Here is a 23,550-nt window from a genome sequence, read left to right as displayed (position 1 = left end):
CGTTCCGAGGACTCCTATTACGTCGTTTATCCGGAGAGAAAGGCAAATAACCGCAACGTTGTGCTGTTCGGAGACTGGCTTATCAGGCAATCCCGAAAACATGCAGATCAAGAGGCCAATCTACCAGGCATTTGATATTCCATAAATCGTGATTTCGATGCTCGGAGCCGTCTGCGGCGCGGCGAATTGTCAGCACTTGCCTATCCCGGGTAACACTTCATTTAGTTATTTTGTGAAATCTAAAATACGCAGGTTCCAAGGTTTCATCGGCGGAGCCGGTAGAACAAGCGGACCCGGAACGACCCGCCCGGCGGTGACTCGAAAAAGGCCGTCCGCTTGTCGCCCTATGAGGGGCAACAGCTACCCGCGATGTTTCATTATATATTCTCCGGCCTCCCGCGAGGGCGGCTGGAGAAATGTTTGCCTTGAGGCCATTCATGTCTTTCCTGAACAATACCAAGATAAAAACAAAGGTCGTTTTTGTCATCGCGCTGATGAGCCTGATGTCGCTTTCCGGCATAGGCTACGTCAGCCTGCAATATAAAAGCACCGACAACGTCTATAGCGATTTCATCGGCCATGAGGCCCTTGCTGCGGTTCTGAACGCCAGAACCAGCGGAAACCTCAATGCGCTCGGCATGCAGATGCTTCGCGCCAGCCTTAACGACCCGACGAGCGCTGATTTCGAAGCCGCTGTCAAAACCTTCAGAGCCGACCGTAAGCAGCTTGAGGAACGTCAGAATAAGATCATGGAGCTGGTGCCGGCACGCACCGATGCCGCGCGCGATATCCTCAAGGGTGTTGTCGAAGTCGAGGAGATCGGCAATCAGGTCATCGCCCTCATGCAGGCAGGGCAACGCGCCGAAGCGCAGCAGATGGCGCTCAACGTGCTTCGGAAAATTGCCGAAGTCTCGCCAAAGATCAGCGCCGGCAATGAGCAGCTCATCCAGGTGATGAATGAGGGTAGAGAACGCCTTACCGCCAGCACCAATACGACGATCTGGACAGGCCTGATTACGCTCGCGCTCGTTTCGCTGGCCGTGATCGCACTTGGCCTGCTCATTTCCTCCCGGGGCATCACCACCCCGATTGCGCGACTTCGCGCGCGGATGGAATCGCTCGCGGCCGGCGATACGGCAAGCGAAATTTCCGGGATGGATCGCAGGGATGAAGTCGGCCAGATGGCGGCCGCGGTTCAGGCGTTTCGCGAGAGCGCAATCGAACGCCTCCGCCTTGAGACTGAGACGGAAGCCAACCGGTCGACTTCGGAAAAGGACCGGATCGAGCGTGAAAAACAGAAGGCCAGGGAGGCCGCCGACGTACAGTTTGCCGTCGACAATCTTGCCACGGCCCTTTCGAAAATTGCACAGGGCGACGTTACTTACCGGATCGTTCAGCCGTTCGTCTCCGGTCTCGACGGTATACGTGGTGATTTCAACCGGGCTGCGGAACAGTTGCAGTCGACCTTAAGCCAGGTGGCGCAGAACGCTCGCGGTATCGACGCCGGCGCTAATGAGATTAGGTCTGCGGCGGACGATCTGGCCAAGCGCACGGAGCAGCAGGCGGCTGCCGTTGAAGAGACTGCGGCTGCGCTGGAAGAGATCACCACCACGGTGAAGGACGCCACGAAGCGGGCGCAGGAAGCGGGTCACCTCGTCGGCCGCGCCAAAGTCGGCGCTGAAAAATCAGGAGAGGTGGTGCAGCAGGCCGTCGCCGCAATGGAGCAGATCGCAACATCCGCCAATGAGATTTCCAACATCATCGGCGTGATCGACGAGATCGCCTTCCAGACCAACCTTCTGGCGCTGAATGCGGGCGTGGAAGCTGCCCGTGCGGGTGAGGCGGGCAAGGGTTTTGCCGTTGTCGCGCAGGAGGTTCGCGAATTGGCGCAACGATCCGCCGGCGCCGCCAAGGAGATCAAGAACCTGATCACGACATCCAATGGTCAGGTTCAGCAAGGCGTGCAGCTGGTTGGTGAAACCGGCAAGGCGCTGGAACTGATCGTGACGGAGGTGCAGGAAATCAACCGGCACGTCGCTGCCATCGCGGAATCGGCGCAGGAGCAATCCTCCGGTCTTCAGCAGATCAATACGGCCGTGAACCAGATGGATCAGGACACCCAGAAGAACGCCGCCATGGTGGAGGAAAGCACCGCCGCCAGCCACGGGCTTGCACGCGAGGCCTCTTCGCTCAACGGGCTGATCGCCCAGTTCAAACTGTCCGAAGGCGGTTATGGCGAGATCTCCGCCCCCGTGCGCACGGCGTCGGTTGCCGACAGGCCCACAGCGTCTCCCGCGCGCGCTCTTGGCGGCAGGATAAGGGCTGCGTTTTCAGGCAATGCCGCGTTGAATACCGCCCCCGACAATTGGGAGGAGTTTTGATCCTTGCCCTGTCTTTACGGCGCCTTCAGCTGAGGCGCTGAAAGCGTGGCTCTAAAAATTGGTCCCGGTGATCGGAGGTTTCGGACTCCGATCACTGGCACCTTGCTTTGGGCAATATCAGCCGGCCCATCGCGGAGCAGGAATTGTGGCCGTCCCGACCGGAGAAAACGGCGGTGCGACCCTAGCCCAGCATCACCATATGCGCGGGTAACTGCTCTTCGAAGAATTTCGAGAAAGTCGCGATGCGGGGCGGCAGCGCCTGATAGGGCGGATAATAAAGCGTCAGCCAAAGTTCCGGCGGAGCCCAGTCAGGCAGGACATGAACGAGCCGGCCGCTGCGGATATGTTCGGCAATGTGAAATCCCGGCAGCATGGCCACACCGGCGCCTTCCGCCGCCATATCGGCCAGAACCTCGCCATTATTGGCGCTGAATGCGCGGCCGGCCGAGATGGCGATGCTCGATCCGCCGTCCGACAGGACCCAGTTCTCCCGCCGGCTTTCGCCGCTATAGGCAAGGCAATCGTCAGGGGTCAGTTCGCCCGGATGTTCCATCTGCGTGAACCGGCTGCCCGGGGCCGCCACCAATATTCTCGGTACGGCCCTGATCTTGCGCCAGATGGTGAATTTGTCCGATGGGGCCGACGAAATGCGGATTGCCAGATCGTAGTCGTCATCCACGATATTGATCAGGCCGTCCGAGAGCGAAATCTCGAAGCACATTTTCGGATAGAGTTCCCGGAAGCCGGACAGGATCGGCGGCAGCACCGTCTTGCCGAGCCATGTCGGCGCGCTAATCCTCAGCCGCCCCTCATCGGCCTTGTGCGCGTTGCGGACATCGCGCCGGGCATTCTCCAGCGCCTCGACCGCCGGCTGGATCTGTGCGGCGAAGACGGCGCCGTCGGTCGTCAACGACACCTGGCGGGTGGTGCGGACGAATAATTGCACACCGAGATCGTCTTCAAGCGCGGCAATTGCACGGGTGACGGCAGCCGCCGTCATGCCCAGTTCGCGGGCGACCTGCGCGAAGTTGCGCTTTTCGGCCGCCATCAGGAAGGTTTTGAGAGCTTTATAATCATTCATCGCTATTATTTCAAAAATCGCAATTCATTCGAGAGAAATATTGCAATTCTGCGAGGCGATCAAGCGGGTTACATCTTTATCCATCGAAACGGACACACCAAAGATGAAAGGCGCCGACGATGATCAAGGATATCAAGGGCCTGCACCACGTCACCTCCATGGCGTCGGATGCGCGGCAGAACAACAGTTTCTTCACCGATACGCTCGGCCTGCGCCGGGTCAAGAAAACCGTCAACTTTGACGAACCCAGCGTCTATCACCTCTATTACGGTGACGAGAAGGGAACACCGGGTACGGTCATGACCTATTTTCCCTTCGCCAACATGATGACCGGTCGTCCCGGTGTCGGCGAGGTGGGCGAGACGCAGTTTTCCATCCCGAAGGGTTCGCTGGGCTTCTGGAAAGAGCGTCTCATTGCCAAAGGCGCCGCCGGCATTCAGACCGACACGGTCTTTGGCGCCAATCGCCTGCGCTTCACTGGTCCCGATGGCGATGGCCTTGCACTGATCGAAACCGGCGATGACGCCCGTGCCGCCTGGCTGGCCGAGGGAATTTCGGAAGATAACGCCATACGCGGTTTCACCGGCGCACGCTTTAATTTGCATGACACTGCCGCAACCGAAGAACTGCTGCGTTTCATGGGTTATGATCGGACTGAAGTTGAAGGCAATGTGACACGTTTCGTCATTCCCGGCGGCAACGGGGCAGATACGATCGATCTTGCCGCCCTGCCCAAGACGCCCTTTGCCCGTCCGGGAGCAGGTTCTGTCCACCATATCGCCTTCGCGGTCGAAAACCGCGAGAAGCAGCTGGAAGTGCGCAAGGCGCTGATGGATACGGGCTATCAGGTCACCCCCGTCATCGACCGCGATTATTTCTGGGCGATCTATTTCCGCACGCCGGGCGGCATCCTGTTCGAGATCGCCACCAATGAACCCGGTTTCGACCGCGACGAGGATACCGCGCATCTGGGCGAAGCGCTCAAGCTGCCGAACCGCTACGAACCTTTCCGCAATCAGATCGAGGCGAACCTCGCTCCGCTTGCTGCATAAAGCGGGCTTTTGCTCCGCATCGACTGACTGAAGCATATCCAAGCCATTCAAGACGGCTGCCCCGCTGGCAGCCGACCGGCCAAGCCTTCTCAATTTCCATAGCCGCAGACCGGCAACAACCACCTGAACGGAGAACTGAAAATGTCCAAGCTCGAAGTCCTTACCCCCGCCAACAGCCAGCTCATCTTCATCGACCAGCAGCCGCAAATGGCTTTCGGTGTGCAGTCGATCGACCGGCAGACCCTGAAAAACAATGTCGTCGGCCTCGCCAAGGCGGCAAAGATTTTCAATATCCCGACAACCATTACCACGGTCGAAACGGAAAGCTTCTCCGGCAACACCTTCCCTGAACTGCTCGCGGTCTTCCCGGAAAACGACATTCTGGAACGTACTTCGATGAATTCCTGGGATGACCAGAATGTCCGCGATGCCCTGGCGAAGAATGCCGCCAACGGTCGCAAGAAGATCGTCGTCTCGGGCCTGTGGACGGAAGTCTGCAACACCACATTCGCGCTCTCGGCGCTCCATGATGTCGCGGATTACGAAATCTACATGGTGGCGGATGCGTCTGGCGGCACCTCCGCCGATGCGCACAAATATGCCATGGACCGCATGGTGCAGGCCGGTGTCATTCCCGTCACCTGGCAGCAGGTGCTGCTTGAATGGCAGCGCGACTGGGCACGCAAGGAAACCTACGACGCCGTCACCTCGCTGGTGAAGGAACATTCCGGCGCCTACGGCATGGGTATCGATTATGCCGTCACCCATGTCCATGGTGGTGAAGAACGCGTCAAGCACGGCAAGCGCATCGGCCCGAACCCGGCCAAGAAATAAGCTTTCAACCGCGCCGCGCCGGCAGGATCGCCATCCAGCCCGGTGCGGCTTTCATCCATCGAGGAGGTTCCCATGAAAGTCTATCTTCTGTCCCTTGGCGCCGGTCTGCTGGTCGGCATCGTTTACAGCCTGCTCAATGTGCGCTCTCCCGCACCGCCCGTCATCGCTCTCGTCGGTCTGCTCGGCATATTGGTCGGAGAGCAGATCATCCCCTTCGCGAAGACGATCGCCGGCAAGGAACCGGCCGCCGTTTCGTGGTTCAACCAGATCAAGCCGCACATGTTCGGCCATATGCCGAAGGGCGGCGCTGAAACAACTGGCCTTGCCGAAGTCAAGCGGCCGACCGAGCGGGAGAGAAGCTGATGACGACACGTCGTACCTTTCTTGGCGCGGCCTCGAGCCTTGCCTTTCCGAATCTGTTTTCACCGGCTAAAGCCGCTGATCCCATCAAGAGCGGAGGTTCTTCCATGCATCCAGATACGATCCTTCACAACGGCCGCGTCACGACGCTCGATCGCGGCAATCCGAATGCAACGGCAGTCGCCATCAAGGACGGACTGTTCCTGGAGGTGGGAAGCGACACCGAGATCATGGCCCTTGCCGGGCCGGACACGAAGATCATCGACCTGAAGGGAAAGCGGGTTCTGCCCGGCCTGATCGACAACCACACCCACGTCGTGCGCGGCGGCCTGAACTTCAACATGGAACTGCGCTGGGATGGCGTGCGCTCGCTGGCAGATGCCATGGACATGCTGAAGCGTCAGGTGGCAATCACGCCGGCCCCGCAATGGGTCCGCGTGGTTGGCGGCTTCACCGAGCACCAGTTCGTCGAAAAGCGCCTGCCGACCATCGAGGAAATCAATGCGGTGGCGCCGGATACGCCGGTCTTCCTGCTGCATCTTTACGACCGGGCACTGCTGAACGGCGCGGCATTGCGCGCTGTCGGCTATACCAAGGACACGCCGAACCCGCCCGGCGGCGAGATCACCCGCGATGCGAACGGTAATCCGACCGGCCTGCTGCTCGCCAAGCCGAATGCAGGCATTCTCTATTCGACGCTTGCCAAGGGGCCGAAGCTGCCGCTCGACTATCAGGTCAATTCCACCCGCCATTTCATGCGTGAGCTGAACCGGCTGGGTGTGACCGGTGTGATCGACGCCGGGGGCGGCTTCCAGAATTATCCTGACGACTACGAAGTGATCCAGAAACTGTCGGATGAGAACCAGATGACGGTTCGGCTGGCCTATAATCTCTTCACCCAGAAGCCGAAACAGGAGAAGGAGGATTTCCTCAACTGGACGTCATCGGTCAAATACAAGCAGGGTAACGACTATTTCCGGCACAATGGTGCAGGCGAAATGCTGGTCTTTTCCGCAGCCGATTTCGAGGATTTCCGTCAGCCGAGACCGGACATGCCGCCGGAAATGGAAGGCGAACTCGAAGACGTCGTCCGGATACTGGCGGAAAACCGCTGGCCCTGGCGTCTGCACGCCACCTATGACGAGACGATTTCGCGGGCGCTCGACGTCTTCGAAAAGGTCAATCGCGATATCCCGCTCGAAGGTCTGAACTGGTTCTTCGACCATGCCGAAACCATCTCCGATCGCTCCATCGACCGTATCGCCGCCCTTGGCGGCGGCATCGCCACCCAGCACCGGATGGCCTATCAGGGCGAATATTTCGTCGAGCGTTACGGCCAGGGCGTGGCGGAAGCCACACCGCCTATTGCCCGGATGCTGGAAAAGGGCGTGAATGTTTCGGCCGGTACGGATGCAACGCGCGTCGCCTCCTATAATCCGTGGGTATCGCTGTTCTGGATGGTGACGGGCAAGACGGTGGGCGGCATGCAGCTTTATCCGCGCGCCAACTGCCTCGACCGTGAGACGGCGTTGCGCATGTGGACCGAAAAAGTCACCTGGTTTTCCAACGAGGAAGGCAAGAAGGGCCGCATCGAAAAAGGCCAGTTCGCCGATCTCGTGGTGCCGGACAAGGATTATTTCTCCTGCGCGGAGGATGAAATCTCCTTCCTTACCTCCGAACTGACCATGGTCGGCGGCAAGATCGTCTATGGCGCCGGCGACTTCAGGACACTCGATGAAAGCAATATTCCGCCGGCCATGCCCGATTGGTCGCCTGTGCGAACCTTTGGAGGTTATGCCGCCTGGGGAGAGCCGCAGGGTGCTGGAAAGAACTCGCTCAGACGCGCAGCCATCACCTCTTGCGGCTGTGCCAGCGATTGCGGCGTCCATGGTCATGACCATGCCGGTGCCTGGACGTCGAAACTGCCGATTGCTGACCTCAAGGGGTTCTTCGGCGCGTTGGGCTGCTCCTGCTGGGCAGTCTGAGCCGATCTTAAAGACCCAACGGGCGGCGCATGCCGCCGTCCGTTGGCATGAAAATCGACCGCAAACTCAATATTGCGAAAATAACAATTATATCGAAACTATTGATGCAATTGTTGGCGGTAATCCTTTGCGCCAATATCGCTCCATCAGATGAACGCAGCGCCGCTCGAGCCGACCGGCCAGATCGCAGGAGCAAAAATGACCGAGCCATCTTCAACCCTTCGACTTCGCGGCTTCCTCGCAAATGTCGTTGCCGCCCCCACCACAAAGACCCTTGCGCTTCTCGCGCTTTGCTCGGCCTATATTCAGGGGCCGCTGACCAAGATCTTCGACTTCCCCGGCGCTATCGCCGAGATGAACCATTTTGGCCTTCAGCCGGCGGCCGCATTCGCCGTCGTCGTCATCCTGTTCGAGCTTACCGCCTCCGCATTGGTGGTGTCGGGCTTCCTGCGCTGGGCCGGTGCTCTCTCACTTGCAGGTTTCACGCTTCTGGCCACCTTCATCGCTTTGCGCTTCTGGGAAATGGCGCCTGGCATGAACCGCATGATGGCCACCAACGCCTTCTTCGAGCATCTTGGCCTTGCCGGTGCCTTCATCATCGTCGCCGCAATCGATCTCACGAAAGGAACAGGCAAATGAGTGCCGCAAAATCCTCCGCGAGCAGCTTTGCTCCCCTTGCTCAACCGGTTTTCGCCGTCCTCTGGGCGGCGACGGTGCTTGGCAATACCGGCAGCTTCATGCGCGATGTCGCCAGTTCATGGCTGATGACCGATCTTTCAGCCTCGCCGGCGGCCGTCGCCATGGTTCAGGCGGCAGGGACGCTGCCGATCTTTCTCTTGGCAATCCCGGCCGGCGTGCTGACGGATATTCTCGACCGCCGCAAATTCCTGATCGCGGTGCAGCTTCTGCTGGCCTCGGTCAGCGTCACCCTCATGGTTCTTGCTCACACCGGACTTCTATCCGTCAGCGCCCTGATCGGGCTCACCTTCCTCGGCGGTATCGGTGCGGCGCTGATGGGCCCGACGTGGCAGGCCATCGTGCCGGAACTGGTGAAGCGTGAGGATATCAAGAGCGCCGTGGCGCTGAACTCGCTCGGCATCAACATCGCCCGTTCCATCGGTCCTGCCGCCGGCGGCATTCTGCTTGCGGCCTTCGGTGCGGCCGTTACCTATGGCGCCGACGTTGCCAGCTATTTCATTGTCATCGCCGCCCTATTGTGGTGGCCGCGGGTGAAGAACGCCGACGATGCGCTGGCCGAAGGTTTCCTCGGCGCTTTCCGGGCAGGCCTTCGTTACACCCGCGCGAGCCGGCCACTGCATGTCGTCCTGCTGCGGGCTGCGATCTTCTTCGCATTTGCCAGTGCTGTGTGGGCGCTGTTGCCTTTGGTCGCCCGGCAATTGCTCGGCGGCGATGCGAGCTTCTATGGCATCCTGCTCGGTGCCGTCGGCGCCGGCGCCATTGGCGGCGCGCTGATCATGCCGAAGCTGCGCGGCCGTTTCGATGCCGATGCCCTGCTGCTGGGTGCGGCTCTCACCACTGCGCTCGTCATGGCGGGGTTGTCCTTCGCACCGCCAAAGTGGCTTGCCATCATCATCCTGCTCTTCCTCGGTGGCGCATGGATCACGGCGCTGACGACGCTGAATGGTGCCGCCCAGGCGGTTCTGCCGAACTGGGTGCGCGGCCGTGGCCTTGCCGTTTACCTCACCGTCTTCAATGGCGCGATGACGGTCGGCAGCCTTGGCTGGGGCGCTGTTGGTGAAGCGACAGGCGTTCCGGGTGCGTTGCTGATTGGCGCTGCGGGATTGCTGATTGCGGGCGTCGTCATGCACCGCCTGAAATTGCCTGCGGGCGATGCGGATATGGTGCCGTCCAACCATTGGCCCGAACCGCTCGTCGCCGAGCCGGTCGCCCATGATCGCGGCCCGGTTCTGATCCTGATCGAATATAATGTCGAAAAGCATCACCGCTCGGCCTTCCTGCATGCGCTGGACGAACTTTCCCAGGAACGTCGCCGCGATGGCGCCTATGGCTGGGGTGTGACGGAAGACTCCGCCGATCCGCAAAAGATCGTTGAATGGTTCATGGTGGAATCCTGGGCCGAGCATCTGCGCCAGCACAAGCGGGTTTCCCACGCTGATGCGGATTTGCAGGGCAAGGTGCTGGCTTATCATTCCGGGCTGGAAAAGCCTGTCGTGCGGCACTTCCTCACAATCAATCGTCCGGGGAAGGCATAAGACAGAAAGGGGCCGAAAGGCCCCTTTTTTGTTATTGCCGTTGCAACTATCCGGCTATTGCGTAATCCGCTCCAGCACGCGGCTCAGTGCTTCTTTCAGCGTCCTTGAACCTCCCTTGCCGTTAAAGTCCAGCAGCACTTGCTCGTTGAGGCCGCCTTTGGTGGCGAATTCGCGGCTGGTCTCGCTAAAATCAGCCTTGCTTCCGGCCAATACCGCCACCTCGGAGAGACCGGCGAAGAGGGGAGTAATATAGGAACGGGCCTTTTCTTCTGGCAGACCGTTTTCAGCCAACCATTCGGTCGTTGTCTGCATGATGCCGAAATAGGTGGCCATCAGCGCGCTGGCGGCGGCCAGAAGATCGTATTCCGCTTTCGTCTCGCATTCCACCGCATTACCAAGCACGTTGAAGATTGCAGCCGTATCCGTATCGGCGGGATAAATGGCGGTGACGCCCTTGCGCCGTGCGACGAAGGGCAGCGGGATCGCCTGGGCGAGACGCACATCCGCGCCGATCCAGTCCAGAAGCTTCTCGCGGCCGGTTGCGGCAACGACGCTGATGATTTTCTGCGCGTCCCGGAACCGGAGAGACCGAATGACTTCCTCAGCTATCTGCGGCCGGATAGCCAGCATGACGGTATCGCAGCCATCGACGATTGCCTGATTATCGCCGGAGACGATCACCTGTGGGAAATCGGCGGCAAGCCTGGCGGAAATATCGGCACTGCGTTGTGACACCATCACATGTGGAACGGCGGCGGGCTTCGCGAGCAGGCCACGCACCATCGCGTCGGTGATGGCGCCGGTTCCGATAAAGCCGATTTTCTGGGGAAGTGACATGAAGTCTCCGCTGCGGCGATTGGACCGAAAGAAGCATCGGCCGTTTCATTTTTCGTCCGATGCTAAATTTTCTGCCGGGAATTGTCGACAAGCAGGCGACGCCAATCTGCGGGACCATAGTGATTATGCTGGGCGGTGCTCGCGAAATGCCGCGGCGAGTGTGCGTAACGCTTCCCGAGATCTGCCGTCCGTCAGGGTCGAGAACATGATGATTTCCGTGGAAGGCAGTGGCGGCAGGCCAAAACGCTGGCTGACCTCCACGGTGCCGGGTGGCGCAAGACGGCAGGAGAAGGCGGAAACCGCAAGGCCCGCCGAGACGGCGGCGGTCACCATCGACGATGTGCCGCCGAGAAACACTTCCGTCCACGCAATCGCAGCCGCATCCAGGGCGCGGGTGGCGATGTCGCGCACGCCACAGGCGGGTGAGAGCGCTGCCAGCCGCAGCGGTTCACCCTGACGATATTCGAATTGCGGGGTCGCATACCAGCCGAAATGTTCCGGTCCGAGCACTTCGCCGTCGCGCCGGTCATCCTCGCGCCGGATGATTGCCGCATCGATCTCCCCACGGTCGAAGGCGTCCAGCAGGGATCGGGAATGATCCATGCGCACTTCAATCGTAAGCCCGGGGTCGTGGTCGTTGAGACGTGCAAGCAGGGTCGGAACCTCCGGTCCCGCAACGTGGGCGGCAATGCCAAGGCCGAAGCGGCGGCGCGGCGAGGAAAGACCCGCCAACGCCCGATCATGCGCGGCGAGAAACTCGCGGGCGGGGGCCAGAAACACCGCGCCCTGCGCTGAGAGCCGCACGGAGCGCGGCGTGCGTTCGAGCAGCCGCTGGCCGAGCCTATCTTCCAGCCGCTTGAGCTTGACGCTGATGGCGCCCTGAGTGGTACCGAGCGCTTCGGCAGCACGGGTGAAGCTCTGCATATCGGCGATGGTGACGAAGGCCTCGACGGCCTCAACATCCAGCGTGCTCATATCGATCATTCCAATTTGTTGTCTCTGAAATAGCCAATCATCCAATTCAGTTATGGTCAAGCTTTGTCTAGCGTACCTCCTCCACAGACCGGTTTTCGCAGTGGCGGACCGACCCATGAAAGGCTGAAGAATGACCCTTGCCGTTACCGCACCAGCAAACAGCAGAAGTGCCATGGCGCTCGCTGCCGTTTGCCTCTCCGCCCTGATGTTCGGGCTGGAAATTTCCAGCGTTCCGGCGATCCTGCCAACACTCGAACAGGTGCTGCATGCGGATTTCCGCCAGCTTCAGTGGATCATGAACGCCTACACGATCGGCGTGACGATGGTGCTGATGGCGACGGGGGCGCTGGCAGATCGCTTCGGTCGCAAACGTGTCTTCATCGCCAGCATCGCCGCTTTTGCACTCTCCTCTCTGGCCTGCGGAATGACGGAAAACGTCTCGGTGCTGATCGGCGCCCGTTTCCTTCAGGGGCTGAGCGGCGGAGCGATGCTGGTCTGCCAGATCGCCATCCTGTCGCATCAGTTCCGCACGGCACGCGAACGCGGCATGGCGTTCGGGTGGTGGGGTGTCGTCTCGGGCATGGGGCTAGGCTTCGGCCCAATCGTAGGCGGCGTCATCGTTGCGCTTTGGAGCTGGGAATGGGTTTTCCTCGTTCACGTCCTGCTCGGCGCGGGAACATGGCTGCTTGCCGCCGGCGGCGTTGGGGAATCGCGCGATCCGGAGGCGGCGCGTCTCGATCTTGCCGGCATGGTCACGCTTTCGGTCGCCGTTTTTTGCCTTGCCTTTTTCATCACCCAGGGACCCGTGCTCGGTTTTGTGGGCCCGGCGGCGCTCCTGATCCTTGGCATTTCTCTGGCAAGCTGCATCGCCTTCGTGATTGCTGAAAAGCTTAGTTCAAGACCGATGTTCGATTTCTCCGTCTTCCGCATCAGGCCTTTTTCGGGGGCGATCATCGGCTCTGCGGCGATGAATATCAGCTTCTGGCCATTCATGATCTATCTGCCGATCTGGTTTCAGGCGGGTCTCGGTTATGACAGCGTCACCGCCGGCCTCGGCCTGCTTGCCTATACGCTGCCAGCGCTGGTGATGCCGCCCTTGGCGGAGCGCCTGTCGTTGCGCTACCAGCCGCGCCTCGTCATTCCGGCCGGGCTGTTCACCATCGGCCTCGGTTTTATGCTGATGAAATTGGGAAGCGGCATCGAAAATGCGAGCTGGCTCACCATGCTGCCCGGCTGCATCCTCGCCGGTATCGGGCTGGGGCTGACCAATACGCCTGTTACCAACACCACCACGGGTGCGGTTTCTCCCGCCCGTTCCGGCATGGCCTCGGGCATCGACATGAGCGCACGGATGATTTCGCTCGCCATCAACATCCCGATCATGGGCTTTATTCTGGTCGAGGGCGTCCAGGCTTCGCTTTGGGCAAACCTGCCTTCCGGTGCGGATGTGCATGAAGTGCAGTCGCTGGCGGAAAAGATCGCGGCGGGAACTGCCGGCGCCTCGGCGCAGGGGATTTCGGAAGAACTCGTCCATCGCGCGCTTGCGGACGGGTTCGGGCTGGTCATGCTCTATGCCGGCATCAGCGTCTGGTTCCTTGCCGCCATCAGTTTTATGATCTTCGGTCCGGCGCGAAAACCCGCCCGAGGTTAGGGCGACGGCTGCCAGAGGGAAAGCTGTTTTCTTCGCCTCGTCATTAGCAGCGTTGCGCCTGCAAGCGCGGAAACAGGGCCGCAGCATGCTGGAATGGATCAGCTTTAGGGATGATGCCAGCTCGGGAAAATCTGCGATCCCGTGGCTTCTTTACCATCGTATCGCACACGCCTGTGCGAATCTATCACAGGCGTGTGCAACTGCCGATGTCTTATTTCACCTGGGCGACGACCAGCTTGCCGTTTTCGCGTTCGGCGACGAACTCGATATTGGCGCCTTCCTTGAGCTTGGCGAGGATCGCATCGTCCTTGACGCGGAACACCATCGTCATTGCCGGCATGTCGAGGTTCTTCAGTTCTTCATGGATGATGGTGACCTTCTTGGCTGCGGTATCGACCTTTTTGACCGTTCCCTTGGTGAATTCTTCCGCGAATGCACTGAGGGGAGCGGTGAGCAGGAGTGCCGTTGCAACGGCGATTTTTACGATGGTCTTCATGGTCAGATTCCTTTGTTGCCGGGTTACTTTGCAGAAACTTTGAGATCGCCGCGCATGCCGGCCTCGTAATGTCCGGGCTTCAGGCAGGCGAATTCGAACATGCCGTCATTGGTGAATTTCCAGATGATTTCGCCGCTTTCGCCGGGCGCGAGGCTGATCGCATTCGGATTGTCGTGCTCCATTTCCGGAGCCTTCTCCATGGCGGCCTTGTGCTCCAGATTGGCCTTCTGTTCGTCGAGAATGAATTCATGGTCCAGTTCGCCGACATTCTTCACGGCGAAGCGAACCGTTTTGCCCTTTTTGAATTCGAATTTGGCGGGCGTGAACACCATCTTTCCATCAGGCGTTTCCTTCATCGTCACCTGAATGGTCTGGGTCACCTTGGCCTTGTCGCCCGGTTCACCGATCGCCATCGCTTCATGGCCGCCGCCATGAGTGCCCGATGCAAGGGCGGGCGTGGCGAGAGCGGCAAGAAGCAGTGCAATTTTCAGTTTGGTCATTCCATATTTCCTTGATTTTGGTGGGGGATCTTGTGGGTGTGTGTGTCTGCGCGATCAGCCGTGTTTCATCGGTTTCGGCGTGATCTGCGTTTTGGGGTCATTGGTCTTGGTCGTATCCGGCAACGTGCCGGTCCATTCCCAGGCCTGGGTTCCGGGCGGGTTTTCGTACCAGCCGGGATCTGAGTAATCGCCCGCGGAGATGCCTTCGCGGACCTTCACCACGGAGAACATGCCGCCCATTTCGATCGGGCCGTGCGGCCCCCAACCCGTCATCATGGGTACGGTATTTTCAGGGATTTCCATTTCCATCGCGCCCATATCGGCCATGCCGGCGGTGCCCATCGGCATATATTCCGGCCGCACCTTGCGGATTTTCTCTGCGACAGTCTTCTTGTCGACGCCGATGAAGGTCGGGACGTCATGTCCCATGGCGTTCATCGTATGGTGCGACTTGTGGCAATGGATCGCCCAGTCGCCGACATATTTGGCGTCGAATTCGTAGGCGCGCATGGCGCCGACGGGAATGTCGATGCTAACCTCCGGCCAGCGCGCCTCGGGCCGCACCCAGCCGCCATCCGTGCAGGTCACCTCGAAATCGTAACCATGCATGTGGATCGGATGGTTGGTCATGGTCAGGTTGCCGACGCGCACGCGCACCCGGTCGTCCTTGGAAACCACCAGCGGATCGATGCCCGGAAACACCCGGCTGTTCCATGCCCACAGGTTGAAATCCGTCATCGTCATGATCTTGGGAACGGAGGCGCCCGGGTTGATGTCGAAGGCGTTGAGGAGGAACACGAAATCGCGGTCCACCGGCATGAAGGTGGGGTCCTTCGGATGGACAACGAAGAAACCCATCATGCCCATCGCCATCTGCACCATCTCGTCCGAATGCGGGTGGTACATGAAGGTGCCCGATTTCACGAGGTCGAACTCGTAGACGAAGGTCTTGCCGACAGGAATATGCGGCTGCGACAGGCCGCCCACCCCATCCATGCCGGACGGCAGGATCATGCCGTGCCAGTGGATCGTCGTATGTTCCGGAAGCTTGTTGGTGACGAAAATACGCACCCGGTCGCCTTCGACGGCCTCGATGGTCGGGCCGGGCGACTGACCGTTATAACCCCAGAGACGGGCGGTCATGCCCTCCGCCATTTCGCGCTCCACCGGCTCGGCGACAAGGTGGAATTCCTTGACGCCGTTGTTCATCCGGAAGGGCAGGGTCCAGCCGTTCAACGTGACCACAGGGTTGTAATCGGGGCCGGTGGTGGGCTTGACCGGGGCCTGGGTCGCAGCCGTTTCCATCACGGCCGCTTCCGGCAGGCTGGTGTTGGATGTTTTCGCCCAGGCCGCCGAGGAGACCATGGCTGCGCCGACACCCAGAAAGTTTCTTCTATTGAACATGGTGATTTCCTTTCTCAGTGTCCGCCACCGCCGCCAGCGGCGGCAACCTCGGTCTCCGCACCTGCCGCAGCACCCGTACCTCCCCCGTAGATGGCGGGAGCGAGGCCGGCCTGCGCGAGCCAGAAGTCGCGTTTGGCATTGATGGCCAGCAGGTTGGAACTGACCTTTTCCCGGCTGTCGGCCAGAAGCTCGAAGGTGTTGGTGATCATGCCATTATAGGTCAGCAGCGACTGCTCCTCGATTTTGGTGCGCAGCGGCACCACGCTGTTGCGGTAGTGTCGGGCGATGTCGTAATTTGAGCGATAGGCCTGATAGGCGGAGCGGGCTTCCGAGCGGACATTGACCGCCTTTTCCGCCAGCAGGTTCGCCGCGCGCATATAGGCGAGTTCGGATTCCCGCATGCGTGCCTGACCGGAATCGAAGATCGGAATGACGAATTCCAGCTCTGCATTGCCGGTTGTCTGCTTGTGTTTTTCGCCATCCTCCAGCTCGCGTTCGGTCTCGAAGCCGGAGCGGATTTCGAGATCGGTCACATATCGGGTGGCTTCGGTGAGCTTGAACGATCGGGCGGTTGCCTCCAGATCGAGCCTGGCCATCTGCAGGTCCACGCGGCGCTGCAGCGCCTCGGCCTCGATCATGTCCCGTTTGGCAAGCGCCTTCGGAAGCGGGGGCAGGCGGTTGGGAATGGTGTATTCGATGTCGGCGCCCCACAGTCCCATCAGCCGCGTCAGTTCCTCCTTGGCAAGGCGGGCCTCAAGCCGCGCCTTGGCGATCTGGCCCGTCAGTTCGGCGTAAAAGACCTGCTCGCGGGCTTGGCCCTCTTTGTTGAGCGAACCCGCTTCCCCAAGCTTGGCGGCAAGTTCCGAGGCGGCATCCGCCGCGGTCTGTGCCTGCGCCAGCTGGCTGACATTTTCCCATGCCGCCACTGCGGTTATCCAGGCGCGGCGGGTATCAGACGCCAGTTGCAGCGTCTTCAGCGCGGCGCCAAGCTGCGCCTTGCGGAAACCGGTATCGGCGATCTCGACATTTTTCTTGAGGGTGGCGAGCGCCAGAATATTGGTGACGACGACACCTTCGATCGCCTTGTAGGCCCTGAGACCTGGGGTGCCGATCCCCGTCAGCCCGATGCCGATCCGCGGATTGATCAGCATGGTCGATTGCCATGCGGTGGCGGCGGATTCGCCGAGATCGGCATAGGCCGCCTGAAGGCCTTTGTTATTCAGCAGCGCAACCTGCACCGCCGTCTCGACATCAAGGGTCTTGCTCGCTGCCATCAGCGATTTAACGCGGGCCTGCGTCGCCTGCGCCTCGGTCCGGTTCTGCACCCAGACCGCCTGTTTTCCCGTCGCCTCGGATGTTCTGGCCGAAACATTGGTGAAACCGGCGTCGCGCGACGCATAGTGGGCGGCCGTAACACAGCCGCCAAGAAGAAACGGCAGGCAAAGGGTGGCCGCGAGTTTCGCGCCCAGTTTGAAGGTAAGTATCGTCATGATGCGTCTCCTTTCGGAGCCTGCGCATCGTTCTGGTTCCGCCAGGGCTTCGGGTCCACCGGCGTGCGGTGCGCGTAACCCGCGACCGGGGTCTGATAGCGGATAGGGGCGGCGCCGAGCGACGGGTTTGCCGCGTCGTCATATGAGGCGGTCTCGTTCATCAGGGATGTGGCTGTGCAGCCGCCCAAAAGCAGGGGCGCTGCAACCACAATGTAAATTGGGTTCATGGTTATTTTCCGAACAGGAGATTCAACGGCGCGACGGCGCTAAAGCCGCTCACGCACGGTCACTGCCCAAAGGCGGGCTTTGCCTGTTCAGATATTCGGGGGACGGTGAAGCAGCGGAGTCTGGCCCAGCGCCTTGCTGTCATCGAGGAACGAGCGGATGCTGTTGACGACGGGTCTGCCAGTAGTGTCGTGGCTGATCAGGACCGCCATGCCGAGACAGAAATCGCCGCAGCATTGGGGCTTTGCGGTTTTTTGGGCGCCGCTATCATGCTCGGCGGTCATGTCGTTGTGATCATGACTATCGGACATCATGGTTGAACCGCCATGGTCCATCATCGCGCCGTGGTCGATCATGGCGGACTGATCGTGCTGCATTCCACCGGCTTCGGCAGGATGCATTGCGGCATCGACAGTGGAAACGCTATAGCCCGCCAGTGACAGGATCATCACCAGTCTGAACAACAGGGCCATTAATTTCGATGCTCGCAACATCTCACGCATGCTGGATAGAAAAGCTGCAGTCCTGTGATTTGTCAATGGATATACCTCATAACCATTGACGAAAGCCGTCATGTCGCATTCCCGCGCAGCGCGGGTGGCAAGCGTACGGGCGTAGCTTGCGGCCTATTCTCCCGTTGCGCGACATTGAAGAGGAGCGAGCGGATAGGGTCGCCCCTGTCCGTCGAGGGCGGAGCGTCCCGTCTGTTCGAATCCCAGCCGGCGATAACTCTATGGCCCCGACGATCCTGCTCCCGCATCTGTCGCCCATCTCTCCTGTCAAAAAATCTTTCTCGAAAAAAGTGCTTGCAAAACGGGGTTCGAGAAAAATAGATAAAACGAACTTCTATCTATTTATTTTGAGGGAAAGATCGACAGATGGGCCAGATCGTGACGCAAATCGACAGAAATCTAGCTCCAATTGCGAGTCCGGGAGATCGTTTGTCGCTTGAGGAAGCCATAATTATCTATAATTTGTCGTTTAACGATCTTCTGTTCCGCGCCCAGCAGGTGCATCGCTGTCATTTCGATCCCAACGCCATCCAGATGAGCCGGCTTTTATCCATCAAGACCGGCGGCTGCCCGGAGGATTGCAGCTATTGCAGCCAGTCCGCCCGCAACCCGACAGGCCTCAAGGCCTCCAAACTCATGGAAGTGGAGCGGGTGCTGGCTGAGGCGCGCAAGGCGAAGGAAGGCGGCGCGACGCGTTATTGCATGGGTGCTGCCTGGCGCAATCCCAAGGAGCGCGACATGGAGGCCGTGGTGGCCATGGTCGAGGGCGTGAAGGCGCTCGGCATGGAAACCTGCATGACGCTCGGCATGCTGACGCCGGAGCAATCCGAACGGCTGGCCGATGCCGGTCTCGACTACTATAACCACAACGTCGACACTTCCGAGCGGTTTTATTCTGAGATCATCACCACCCGCACCTTCGAGGACCGGCTGGAAACGCTGGCCAATGTCCGAGATGCCGGCATCAAGGTCTGCGCCGGCGGCATTCTCGGCATGGGGGAAACGGTGGAAGACCGGATCTCGATGCTGGTGACGCTCGCCAATCTACCGGTTCCGCCGGAAAGCGTGCCGATCAACATGCTGATCCCGATCCCCGGATCGAAGCTTGCCAATGCCGATCCCGTCGATCCCATCGATTTCGTCCGCACCATCGCGCTGGCGCGTATCCTCATGCCGCGTTCGCATGTGCGGCTTTCGGCCGGGCGCACGGAGATGAGCGATGAGACACAGGCGCTCTGTTTCCTGGCCGGCGCCAACTCCATCTTCATCGGCGAGACGCTGCTGACGGCGGATAATCCGGGTGAGGACCACGACACGGCGCTTTTCCGCCGTCTGGGCCTGAAGCCGATGGAATTGCAGTCTGGGGAGGCGGGAGGGTGCCGGTGAACCTTGCGGCGTTCTCCCCCTATGAGGCGAAGCTTGCCGGCCTGGAGCGCAAATCGCGGCTGCGCGCACTTGCTCCTCAACAGGGGGTCGACTTCACCTCCAACGACTATCTTGGGCTTGCCGATTCACCCCGGCTGAAGGCGGCAATCGCCGACGCCATCGGAAGGGGCGTGCCGGCGGGGGCCGGCGGCTCGCGGCTGCTGCGTGGCAACCATCCCGAACATGAGGCGCTGGAAGCGGAAGCGGCGGTGCTTTTCGGGGCGGAAAAAGCGATCAATTTCGGCAGCGGTTTTGCCGCTAATGTCGCACTGTTCTCCACATTGCCGCTGCGGGAAGACCTCGTTCTTCACGACGCCCTGATCCATGCCAGCGTCCATGACGGTATCGTGGCCGGCAAGGCGAAGGCGATCGCGGTGCCGCATAATCAGGTCGAGGCATTCGAACGGGAAATAATCCGCTGGCGGCAAGAGGGTGGCCGGGGCCGACCGTGGATCGCCGTCGAAAGCCTTTATTCCATGGATGGCGACCGTGCGCCGCTTTCGGCCCTGGCTGATCTTGCCGGGAAATATGAGGGCTTCCTTGTCGTCGACGAGGCCCATGCCACCGGTGTTTTCGGCCCCGGCGGGCGTGGCCTTGCCGCGGAGCTGGAAGGCCGGGACAATTTGGTGGCGTTGCACACCTGCGGCAAGGCGCTCGGTCTTTCCGGTGCGCTTTTGAGCCTGCCGGCGGTTCTCGCCGATTATCTCGTCAACCGCGCCCGCGGTTTCATCTATTCGACCGCACCTTCGCCGCTGATGGCTGCGGCGGTTCGGGAAGCCCTGCGCATCGTCGACGATGAACCATGGCGGCGCTTGCGGCTGGCGGAACTGGTAAACTTTGCCGGCGAGGAGCTTCGCTCCCGGCTCGGCGTTGCGCCCAGCGGCTCGCAGATATTACCGGTGATGATAGGCGACAATGCCCGTTCGCTGCGTATCGCCGCGCATTTGCGGGAGGGTGGTTTCGATGTGCGGGCGATCCGCCCGCCGACGGTGCCGGAGGGCACGGCGCGCCTGCGCATCGCCATCACGCTCAATGTGGATGAAAGCCAGATCGCCAATATGATCGGGCTGCTCGCCCTTTCGCTTGCGGAGGAGCGGAAATGAGCCCTCGTTTCGTCATCTCCGGCACCGATACGGGCATCGGCAAGACGGTTTTTTCCGCAGCGCTGACCCAGGCCCTGCAGGCATATTACTGGAAACCCGTGCAATCCGGGCTGGAGGAAGAAACAGACAGCGAGACGGTGGAACGGCTGGGTGGCGTGCCGCGCGGGCGTATTCTACCGGAGGCCTATCGCCTGAAAATGCCGGCTTCGCCGCATCTATCGGCCCGCGGCGAGAATATAACGATCGATCCCGCGCTGCTGCTGCCGCCGCAAACGGATGGACCGCTGGTGATCGAGGGGGCGGGCGGGCTTCTGGTGCCGCTGACGGACACGGTGCTCTTCGCCGATATCTTCGCCCGCTGGCAAATTCCGCTTGTGTTATGCGCAAGGACGTCGTTGGGCACCATCAACCACACGCTGCTCTCGCTCGAGGCGTCGCGGCACCGTGCCATTCCCGTGCAGGGCGTGGTTTTCATCGGGGACGAGAACCGGGAAAATGAGCGCGTCATCGCCAATATAGGCGCCGTTCGCCCGCTCGGCCGTCTGCCGCGCCTGCCGGAGATGACATCAGAGGCGCTGCATCGGGCCTTTGCGCGACACTTCAATCTCGCTGATTTTCTGGAGACGCCGGCATGAGCCGTTCCCCGATCTGGCATCCCTTCACCCAGCATGGGCTGGAACCGCCAATGAAACGCGTCGTTTCTGCGGAAGGCGCATTTCTCGTCGATGAGGACGGCAATCGCCTGTTCGACGCCATTTCCTCCTGGTGGGTCATCACCCACGGGCACCGGCACCCGGCGATCATGGCGGCCATCCGCGCTGCGACAGAGGCCTTCGACCAGGTCATTTTCGCCGAGTTCTCCCATGAACCCGCCGAAACGCTGGCGCGCGGGCTGATCGAGCTTGCGCCCGCCGGGTTAAGCCATGTGTTTTATTCCGATAGCGGCTCGACTGCGGTTGAGGTAGCGCTGAAAATGGCGCTGGGATATTTCCATAATCGCGGAGAAAAGCGCGACCGTATCGTGGTGATGGAGCACGGCTATCACGGCGACACTATCGGCACCATGTCGACCGGTGAGCGCGGTGTCTTCAATGCCGCTTACGAACCGCTGCTCTTCGGCGTCGACCGGCTGGCTTTTCCGGAAGCGGGCAACGAACAGCACACGCTGGACATGTTCGAAAACTTCTGCCGTTCAGGCCGTATCGCCGCCCTGTTGGTCGAGCCGCTGGTGCTCGGGGCGGGCGGCATGAAGATTTACGGCGCGGATGTTCTGGCCGGGCTGAAACAGATCGCCGAACGCCATGGCTGCCTCGTTATTGCAGACGAGGTGATGACGGGCTGGGGCAGAACCGGAACCATGTTCGCCTGCGAACAGGCCGGCATTGCGCCGAATATTCTGTGCACCTCCAAGGGCCTGACCGGCGGCTCCTTGCCGCTGGCGGCAACGCTGTGCAGTGCGGAGATTTTCGACGCGCATTTTTCGACGGATCGCCGCAAGACCTTCTTCCATTCCAGTTCCTATACGGCCAATCCGATCGCCTGTGCTGCGGCTGTCGCCAATCTTCAGGTCTGGCGGGATGAGCCCGTGCTTCAACGCATGGGGCAATTGCAACAGGTTCTGCACGACAATCTCCAGCGATTTGCAGATGACCGGCGTTTTACCGGTATTCGGCAAATTGGGACCATCGCGGCCCTCGATCTCGTGACGCCCGCCGGCGGGTATCTCGCCGAGGCGGGGCCGCGCATGCGGCAATTGTTCCGTAAGCGCGGGTTCGTTATCCGCCCGCTCGGCAATGTGCTTTACCTGATGCCGCCCTATTGTTCGACGGCGGAAGATTTAAGCAGCGTCTTTGACGCCATCGACGAGGTGGCCGGGATCGTCACCGAAACCGCTCCGCTAAAATCGCGCGCGCTCGGCATCGCGTGAGAACAGGGTGCGGCCATGTTCAACCTGTTCCAGAACCGTCTCCGAAAGTCCTGACAATGCAGACCCGTTCTTCCCGCATGGCCGGTTTTGGTCATGCCGTTCCGTCAAGATGTGTTGAAAATGTCGAGATTGAGACCAGTCTCGGGCTGGAAGCCGGCTGGATCGAGCGGCGCACCGGCATCCGCACGCGTTATTGGGCGCAAGAGGGCGACACGCTGAGCGGCCTTGCGGCGAGAGCCGGCCGCATGGCGCTGGAAGACGCCGAAATCGCCTCCGATGACATCGCATTGACGCTGCTTGCGACTTCCACGCCGGATCATCTTCTGCCGCCCTCGGCGCCGCTGCTCGCACACAGGCTGGGCCTTACCCGATCCGGCGCGATCGATCTTGCCGGGGCCTGTTCCGGCTTTCTTTATGCGCTCACGCTTGCGGATGGCTTTGTCCGCACCCACGGCCGCGCCGTGCTCGTCGTTGCCGCCAATATATTGAGCCGTCGTATCAATCCGGCGGAAAGGGCAAGCGCTGTCCTGTTCGCCGATGCCGCCGGCGCTGTCGTACTCAAGCCCTGCCGCCAGGCGCAGCGTGGGCTTTTGTCGGCCGATCTCGTTGCGGATGGCGGCGGTTACGATCTGATCCAGATAGCGGCGGGGGGCAGTAGCCAGCCCTTCTCAGCCGATACATCCACTGAGGAGGCGCTGATGACAATGCGTGACGGCCGCGAGGTTTTCTCCCGTGCCGTGACGCTGATGACCGAGACCGCGCAAAGGGTGTTGCATGAAGTCGGAATGACGGCAGTCGATATCGACCGTTTCGTGCCGCATCAGGCCAATGCCCGTATGTTCGACGCCGTCTGCGGCAATCTCGGCATTGACAGGCAAAAGACGGTCCGCACCATAGAAAGCTTCGGCAATTCTTCCGCCGCAACCATTCCGCTTTCGCTCTCCGTCACCAACGCCGAAAGGCCTCTCGCGGAAGGCGAAATCCTGCTTTTGACCGCCGCCGGCGCCGGTATGACGGGTGGAGCGGCCGTTTATCGCGCATGAACGATGCAGGGCACGGGATGTCGCGATGCTGTGCT

Annotated in this window: 22 protein-coding genes and 1 pseudogene; 13 read left to right on the top strand and 10 right to left on the bottom strand. The window is 60.6% G+C overall.

What is annotated here, in order from left to right:
- The first annotated feature begins 437 nt into the window (after positions 1-437).
- Positions 438-2,381, top strand: coding sequence for a methyl-accepting chemotaxis protein (locus PL599_RS12870; RefSeq protein WP_269823869.1), 1,944 nt, complete (start codon positions 438-440; stop codon positions 2,379-2,381).
- A 181-nt stretch (positions 2,382-2,562) separates the two neighbouring features.
- Here PL599_RS12870 and PL599_RS12865 read toward each other — a convergent pair whose 3' ends face one another.
- Positions 2,563-3,462, bottom strand: a complete 900-nt coding sequence (locus PL599_RS12865; protein ID WP_137411308.1) for a LysR family transcriptional regulator — start codon at positions 3,460-3,462, stop codon at positions 2,563-2,565.
- Positions 3,463-3,581: 119 nt separating this feature from the next.
- Here PL599_RS12865 and PL599_RS12860 point away from each other — a divergent pair, with 119 nt between their 5' ends.
- The 6 genes from PL599_RS12860 (at position 3,582) to PL599_RS12835 (ending at position 9,927) form a co-directional block, all read left to right on the top strand.
- Positions 3,582-4,514, top strand: coding sequence for a VOC family protein (locus PL599_RS12860; RefSeq protein WP_077983586.1), 933 nt, complete (start codon positions 3,582-3,584; stop codon positions 4,512-4,514).
- Between the two features lie 141 nt (positions 4,515-4,655).
- Positions 4,656-5,348: a hydrolase gene (locus tag PL599_RS12855; protein ID WP_137411309.1), complete on the top strand. Its 693-nt coding sequence runs from the start codon at positions 4,656-4,658 to the stop codon at positions 5,346-5,348.
- Between the two features lie 72 nt (positions 5,349-5,420).
- On the top strand, positions 5,421-5,711 hold the full coding sequence (locus tag PL599_RS12850; protein ID WP_137411310.1) for a XapX domain-containing protein: 291 nt from the start codon (positions 5,421-5,423) through the stop codon (positions 5,709-5,711).
- A complete protein-coding gene (locus tag PL599_RS12845; protein WP_137411311.1) occupies positions 5,711-7,693 on the top strand; it encodes an amidohydrolase in 1,983 nt (660 codons plus the stop codon). Before PL599_RS12850 ends, PL599_RS12845 begins: the two co-directional genes overlap by 1 nt.
- 198 nt (positions 7,694-7,891) lie before the next feature.
- Positions 7,892-8,332 carry a DoxX family protein gene (locus tag PL599_RS12840; RefSeq protein ID WP_142913532.1) on the top strand — a complete coding sequence of 147 codons (441 nt, stop codon included), beginning with the start codon at positions 7,892-7,894 and terminating at the stop codon, positions 8,330-8,332.
- Positions 8,329-9,927: an MFS transporter gene (locus PL599_RS12835; protein ID WP_077983581.1), complete on the top strand. Its 1,599-nt coding sequence runs from the start codon at positions 8,329-8,331 to the stop codon at positions 9,925-9,927. Before PL599_RS12840 ends, PL599_RS12835 begins: the two co-directional genes overlap by 4 nt.
- Positions 9,928-9,981: 54 nt before the next feature.
- Here the strand turns inward: PL599_RS12835 and PL599_RS12830 are convergent, their stop codons facing one another.
- Both PL599_RS12830 and PL599_RS12825 read right to left on the bottom strand, forming a co-directional pair.
- Entirely contained in the window at positions 9,982-10,764 is a 783-nt protein-coding gene (locus PL599_RS12830) for a pyrroline-5-carboxylate reductase (RefSeq protein ID WP_269823868.1), read from the bottom strand.
- A gap of 123 nt (positions 10,765-10,887) precedes the next feature.
- Positions 10,888-11,739, bottom strand: coding sequence for a LysR family transcriptional regulator (locus PL599_RS12825; RefSeq protein WP_162520545.1), 852 nt, complete (start codon positions 11,737-11,739; stop codon positions 10,888-10,890).
- 130 nt (positions 11,740-11,869) lie between these two features.
- Between PL599_RS12825 and PL599_RS12820 the strand changes: the two genes are divergently transcribed.
- Positions 11,870-13,390 (top strand): MFS transporter, encoded by a 1,521-nt coding sequence (locus PL599_RS12820; RefSeq protein WP_269823867.1) that lies wholly within the window; start codon positions 11,870-11,872, stop codon positions 13,388-13,390.
- Positions 13,391-13,601: 211 nt separating this feature from the next.
- On the opposite strand, the gene PL599_RS12815 is transcribed toward PL599_RS12820, so the two are convergent.
- From PL599_RS12815 to PL599_RS12785, 7 genes and pseudogenes are all read right to left on the bottom strand, one after another.
- A complete protein-coding gene (locus PL599_RS12815) occupies positions 13,602-13,886 on the bottom strand; it encodes a copper-binding protein (RefSeq protein WP_142913527.1) in 285 nt (94 codons plus the stop codon).
- A gap of 23 nt (positions 13,887-13,909) precedes the next feature.
- Positions 13,910-14,386 carry a cupredoxin domain-containing protein gene (locus tag PL599_RS12810; RefSeq protein WP_173991220.1) on the bottom strand — a complete coding sequence of 159 codons (477 nt, stop codon included), beginning with the start codon at positions 14,384-14,386 and terminating at the stop codon, positions 13,910-13,912.
- A 54-nt stretch (positions 14,387-14,440) separates the two neighbouring features.
- The gene (locus PL599_RS12805; protein ID WP_269823866.1) at positions 14,441-15,790 is read right to left on the bottom strand and encodes a multicopper oxidase family protein; all 1,350 of its coding nucleotides are present in this window, start codon (positions 15,788-15,790) and stop codon (positions 14,441-14,443) included.
- A 14-nt stretch (positions 15,791-15,804) separates the two neighbouring features.
- Positions 15,805-17,280, bottom strand: a complete 1,476-nt coding sequence (locus PL599_RS12800) for a TolC family protein (protein ID WP_269823865.1) — start codon at positions 17,278-17,280, stop codon at positions 15,805-15,807.
- Positions 17,277-17,507, bottom strand: a complete 231-nt coding sequence (locus tag PL599_RS12795) for a hypothetical protein (protein ID WP_173991214.1) — start codon at positions 17,505-17,507, stop codon at positions 17,277-17,279. The genes PL599_RS12800 and PL599_RS12795 overlap by 4 nt, the downstream gene beginning before the upstream one ends.
- 87 nt (positions 17,508-17,594) lie before the next feature.
- Positions 17,595-18,008, bottom strand: a complete 414-nt coding sequence (locus PL599_RS12790) for a hypothetical protein (protein ID WP_077983572.1) — start codon at positions 18,006-18,008, stop codon at positions 17,595-17,597.
- A 123-nt stretch (positions 18,009-18,131) separates the two neighbouring features.
- Positions 18,132-18,233, bottom strand: a pseudogene (locus PL599_RS12785) (acetyltransferase); the annotation flags it as partial.
- 150 nt (positions 18,234-18,383) lie between these two features.
- On the opposite strand from PL599_RS12785, the gene bioB reads away from it, so the two are divergent.
- Genes bioB through PL599_RS12760 form a run of 5 tightly spaced genes read left to right on the top strand, consistent with a single transcriptional unit; the run spans position 18,384 to position 23,515 of the window.
- Positions 18,384-19,403, top strand: coding sequence for a biotin synthase BioB (gene bioB, locus PL599_RS12780; RefSeq protein WP_269823864.1), 1,020 nt, complete (start codon positions 18,384-18,386; stop codon positions 19,401-19,403).
- Positions 19,400-20,545, top strand: a complete 1,146-nt coding sequence (locus PL599_RS12775) for an 8-amino-7-oxononanoate synthase (RefSeq protein ID WP_142913521.1) — start codon at positions 19,400-19,402, stop codon at positions 20,543-20,545. The genes bioB and PL599_RS12775 overlap by 4 nt, the downstream gene beginning before the upstream one ends.
- Entirely contained in the window at positions 20,542-21,180 is a 639-nt protein-coding gene (gene bioD / locus PL599_RS12770) for a dethiobiotin synthase (RefSeq protein WP_269823863.1), read from the top strand. Before PL599_RS12775 ends, bioD begins: the two co-directional genes overlap by 4 nt.
- A complete protein-coding gene (locus tag PL599_RS12765) occupies positions 21,177-22,472 on the top strand; it encodes an adenosylmethionine--8-amino-7-oxononanoate transaminase (RefSeq protein WP_269823862.1) in 1,296 nt (431 codons plus the stop codon). Before bioD ends, PL599_RS12765 begins: the two co-directional genes overlap by 4 nt.
- A 56-nt stretch (positions 22,473-22,528) precedes the next feature.
- On the top strand, positions 22,529-23,515 hold the full coding sequence (locus PL599_RS12760; RefSeq protein ID WP_269823861.1) for a beta-ketoacyl-ACP synthase III: 987 nt from the start codon (positions 22,529-22,531) through the stop codon (positions 23,513-23,515).
- Positions 23,516-23,550 lie beyond the last annotated feature (35 nt).

The sequence above is a fragment of the Agrobacterium sp. ST15.16.055 genome (assembly GCF_027956555.1).
GTDB lineage: Bacteria > Pseudomonadota > Alphaproteobacteria > Rhizobiales > Rhizobiaceae > Agrobacterium > Agrobacterium salinitolerans.
This window is presented reverse-complemented; position numbering and strand designations above follow the sequence as displayed.

What these genes read in the sequence shown, in the direction of transcription:
- bioD (WP_269823863.1), top strand. Translation starts at nt 20,542, where the DNA reads ATGAGCCCTCGTTTCGTCATCTCCGGCACCGATACGGGCATCGGCAAG.
- PL599_RS12825 (WP_162520545.1), bottom strand. Translation starts at nt 11,739, where the DNA reads ATGAGCACGCTGGATGTTGAGGCCGTCGAGGCCTTCGTCACCATCGCC.
- PL599_RS12850 (WP_137411310.1), top strand. Translation starts at nt 5,421, where the DNA reads ATGAAAGTCTATCTTCTGTCCCTTGGCGCCGGTCTGCTGGTCGGCATC.
- PL599_RS12810 (WP_173991220.1), bottom strand. Translation starts at nt 14,386, where the DNA reads ATGACCAAACTGAAAATTGCACTGCTTCTTGCCGCTCTCGCCACGCCC.
- PL599_RS12820 (WP_269823867.1), top strand. Translation starts at nt 11,870, where the DNA reads ATGACCCTTGCCGTTACCGCACCAGCAAACAGCAGAAGTGCCATGGCG.
- PL599_RS12815 (WP_142913527.1), bottom strand. Translation starts at nt 13,886, where the DNA reads ATGAAGACCATCGTAAAAATCGCCGTTGCAACGGCACTCCTGCTCACC.
- PL599_RS12860 (WP_077983586.1), top strand. Translation starts at nt 3,582, where the DNA reads ATGATCAAGGATATCAAGGGCCTGCACCACGTCACCTCCATGGCGTCG.
- bioB (WP_269823864.1), top strand. Translation starts at nt 18,384, where the DNA reads ATGGGCCAGATCGTGACGCAAATCGACAGAAATCTAGCTCCAATTGCG.
- PL599_RS12790 (WP_077983572.1), bottom strand. Translation starts at nt 18,008, where the DNA reads ATGCGTGAGATGTTGCGAGCATCGAAATTAATGGCCCTGTTGTTCAGA.
- PL599_RS12800 (WP_269823865.1), bottom strand. Translation starts at nt 17,280, where the DNA reads ATGACGATACTTACCTTCAAACTGGGCGCGAAACTCGCGGCCACCCTT.
- PL599_RS12840 (WP_142913532.1), top strand. Translation starts at nt 7,892, where the DNA reads ATGACCGAGCCATCTTCAACCCTTCGACTTCGCGGCTTCCTCGCAAAT.
- PL599_RS12835 (WP_077983581.1), top strand. Translation starts at nt 8,329, where the DNA reads ATGAGTGCCGCAAAATCCTCCGCGAGCAGCTTTGCTCCCCTTGCTCAA.
- PL599_RS12795 (WP_173991214.1), bottom strand. Translation starts at nt 17,507, where the DNA reads ATGAACCCAATTTACATTGTGGTTGCAGCGCCCCTGCTTTTGGGCGGC.
- PL599_RS12855 (WP_137411309.1), top strand. Translation starts at nt 4,656, where the DNA reads ATGTCCAAGCTCGAAGTCCTTACCCCCGCCAACAGCCAGCTCATCTTC.
- PL599_RS12765 (WP_269823862.1), top strand. Translation starts at nt 21,177, where the DNA reads ATGAGCCGTTCCCCGATCTGGCATCCCTTCACCCAGCATGGGCTGGAA.
- PL599_RS12870 (WP_269823869.1), top strand. Translation starts at nt 438, where the DNA reads ATGTCTTTCCTGAACAATACCAAGATAAAAACAAAGGTCGTTTTTGTC.
- PL599_RS12805 (WP_269823866.1), bottom strand. Translation starts at nt 15,790, where the DNA reads ATGTTCAATAGAAGAAACTTTCTGGGTGTCGGCGCAGCCATGGTCTCC.
- PL599_RS12845 (WP_137411311.1), top strand. Translation starts at nt 5,711, where the DNA reads ATGACGACACGTCGTACCTTTCTTGGCGCGGCCTCGAGCCTTGCCTTT.
- PL599_RS12760 (WP_269823861.1), top strand. Translation starts at nt 22,529, where the DNA reads ATGCAGACCCGTTCTTCCCGCATGGCCGGTTTTGGTCATGCCGTTCCG.
- PL599_RS12865 (WP_137411308.1), bottom strand. Translation starts at nt 3,462, where the DNA reads ATGAATGATTATAAAGCTCTCAAAACCTTCCTGATGGCGGCCGAAAAG.
- PL599_RS12830 (WP_269823868.1), bottom strand. Translation starts at nt 10,764, where the DNA reads ATGTCACTTCCCCAGAAAATCGGCTTTATCGGAACCGGCGCCATCACC.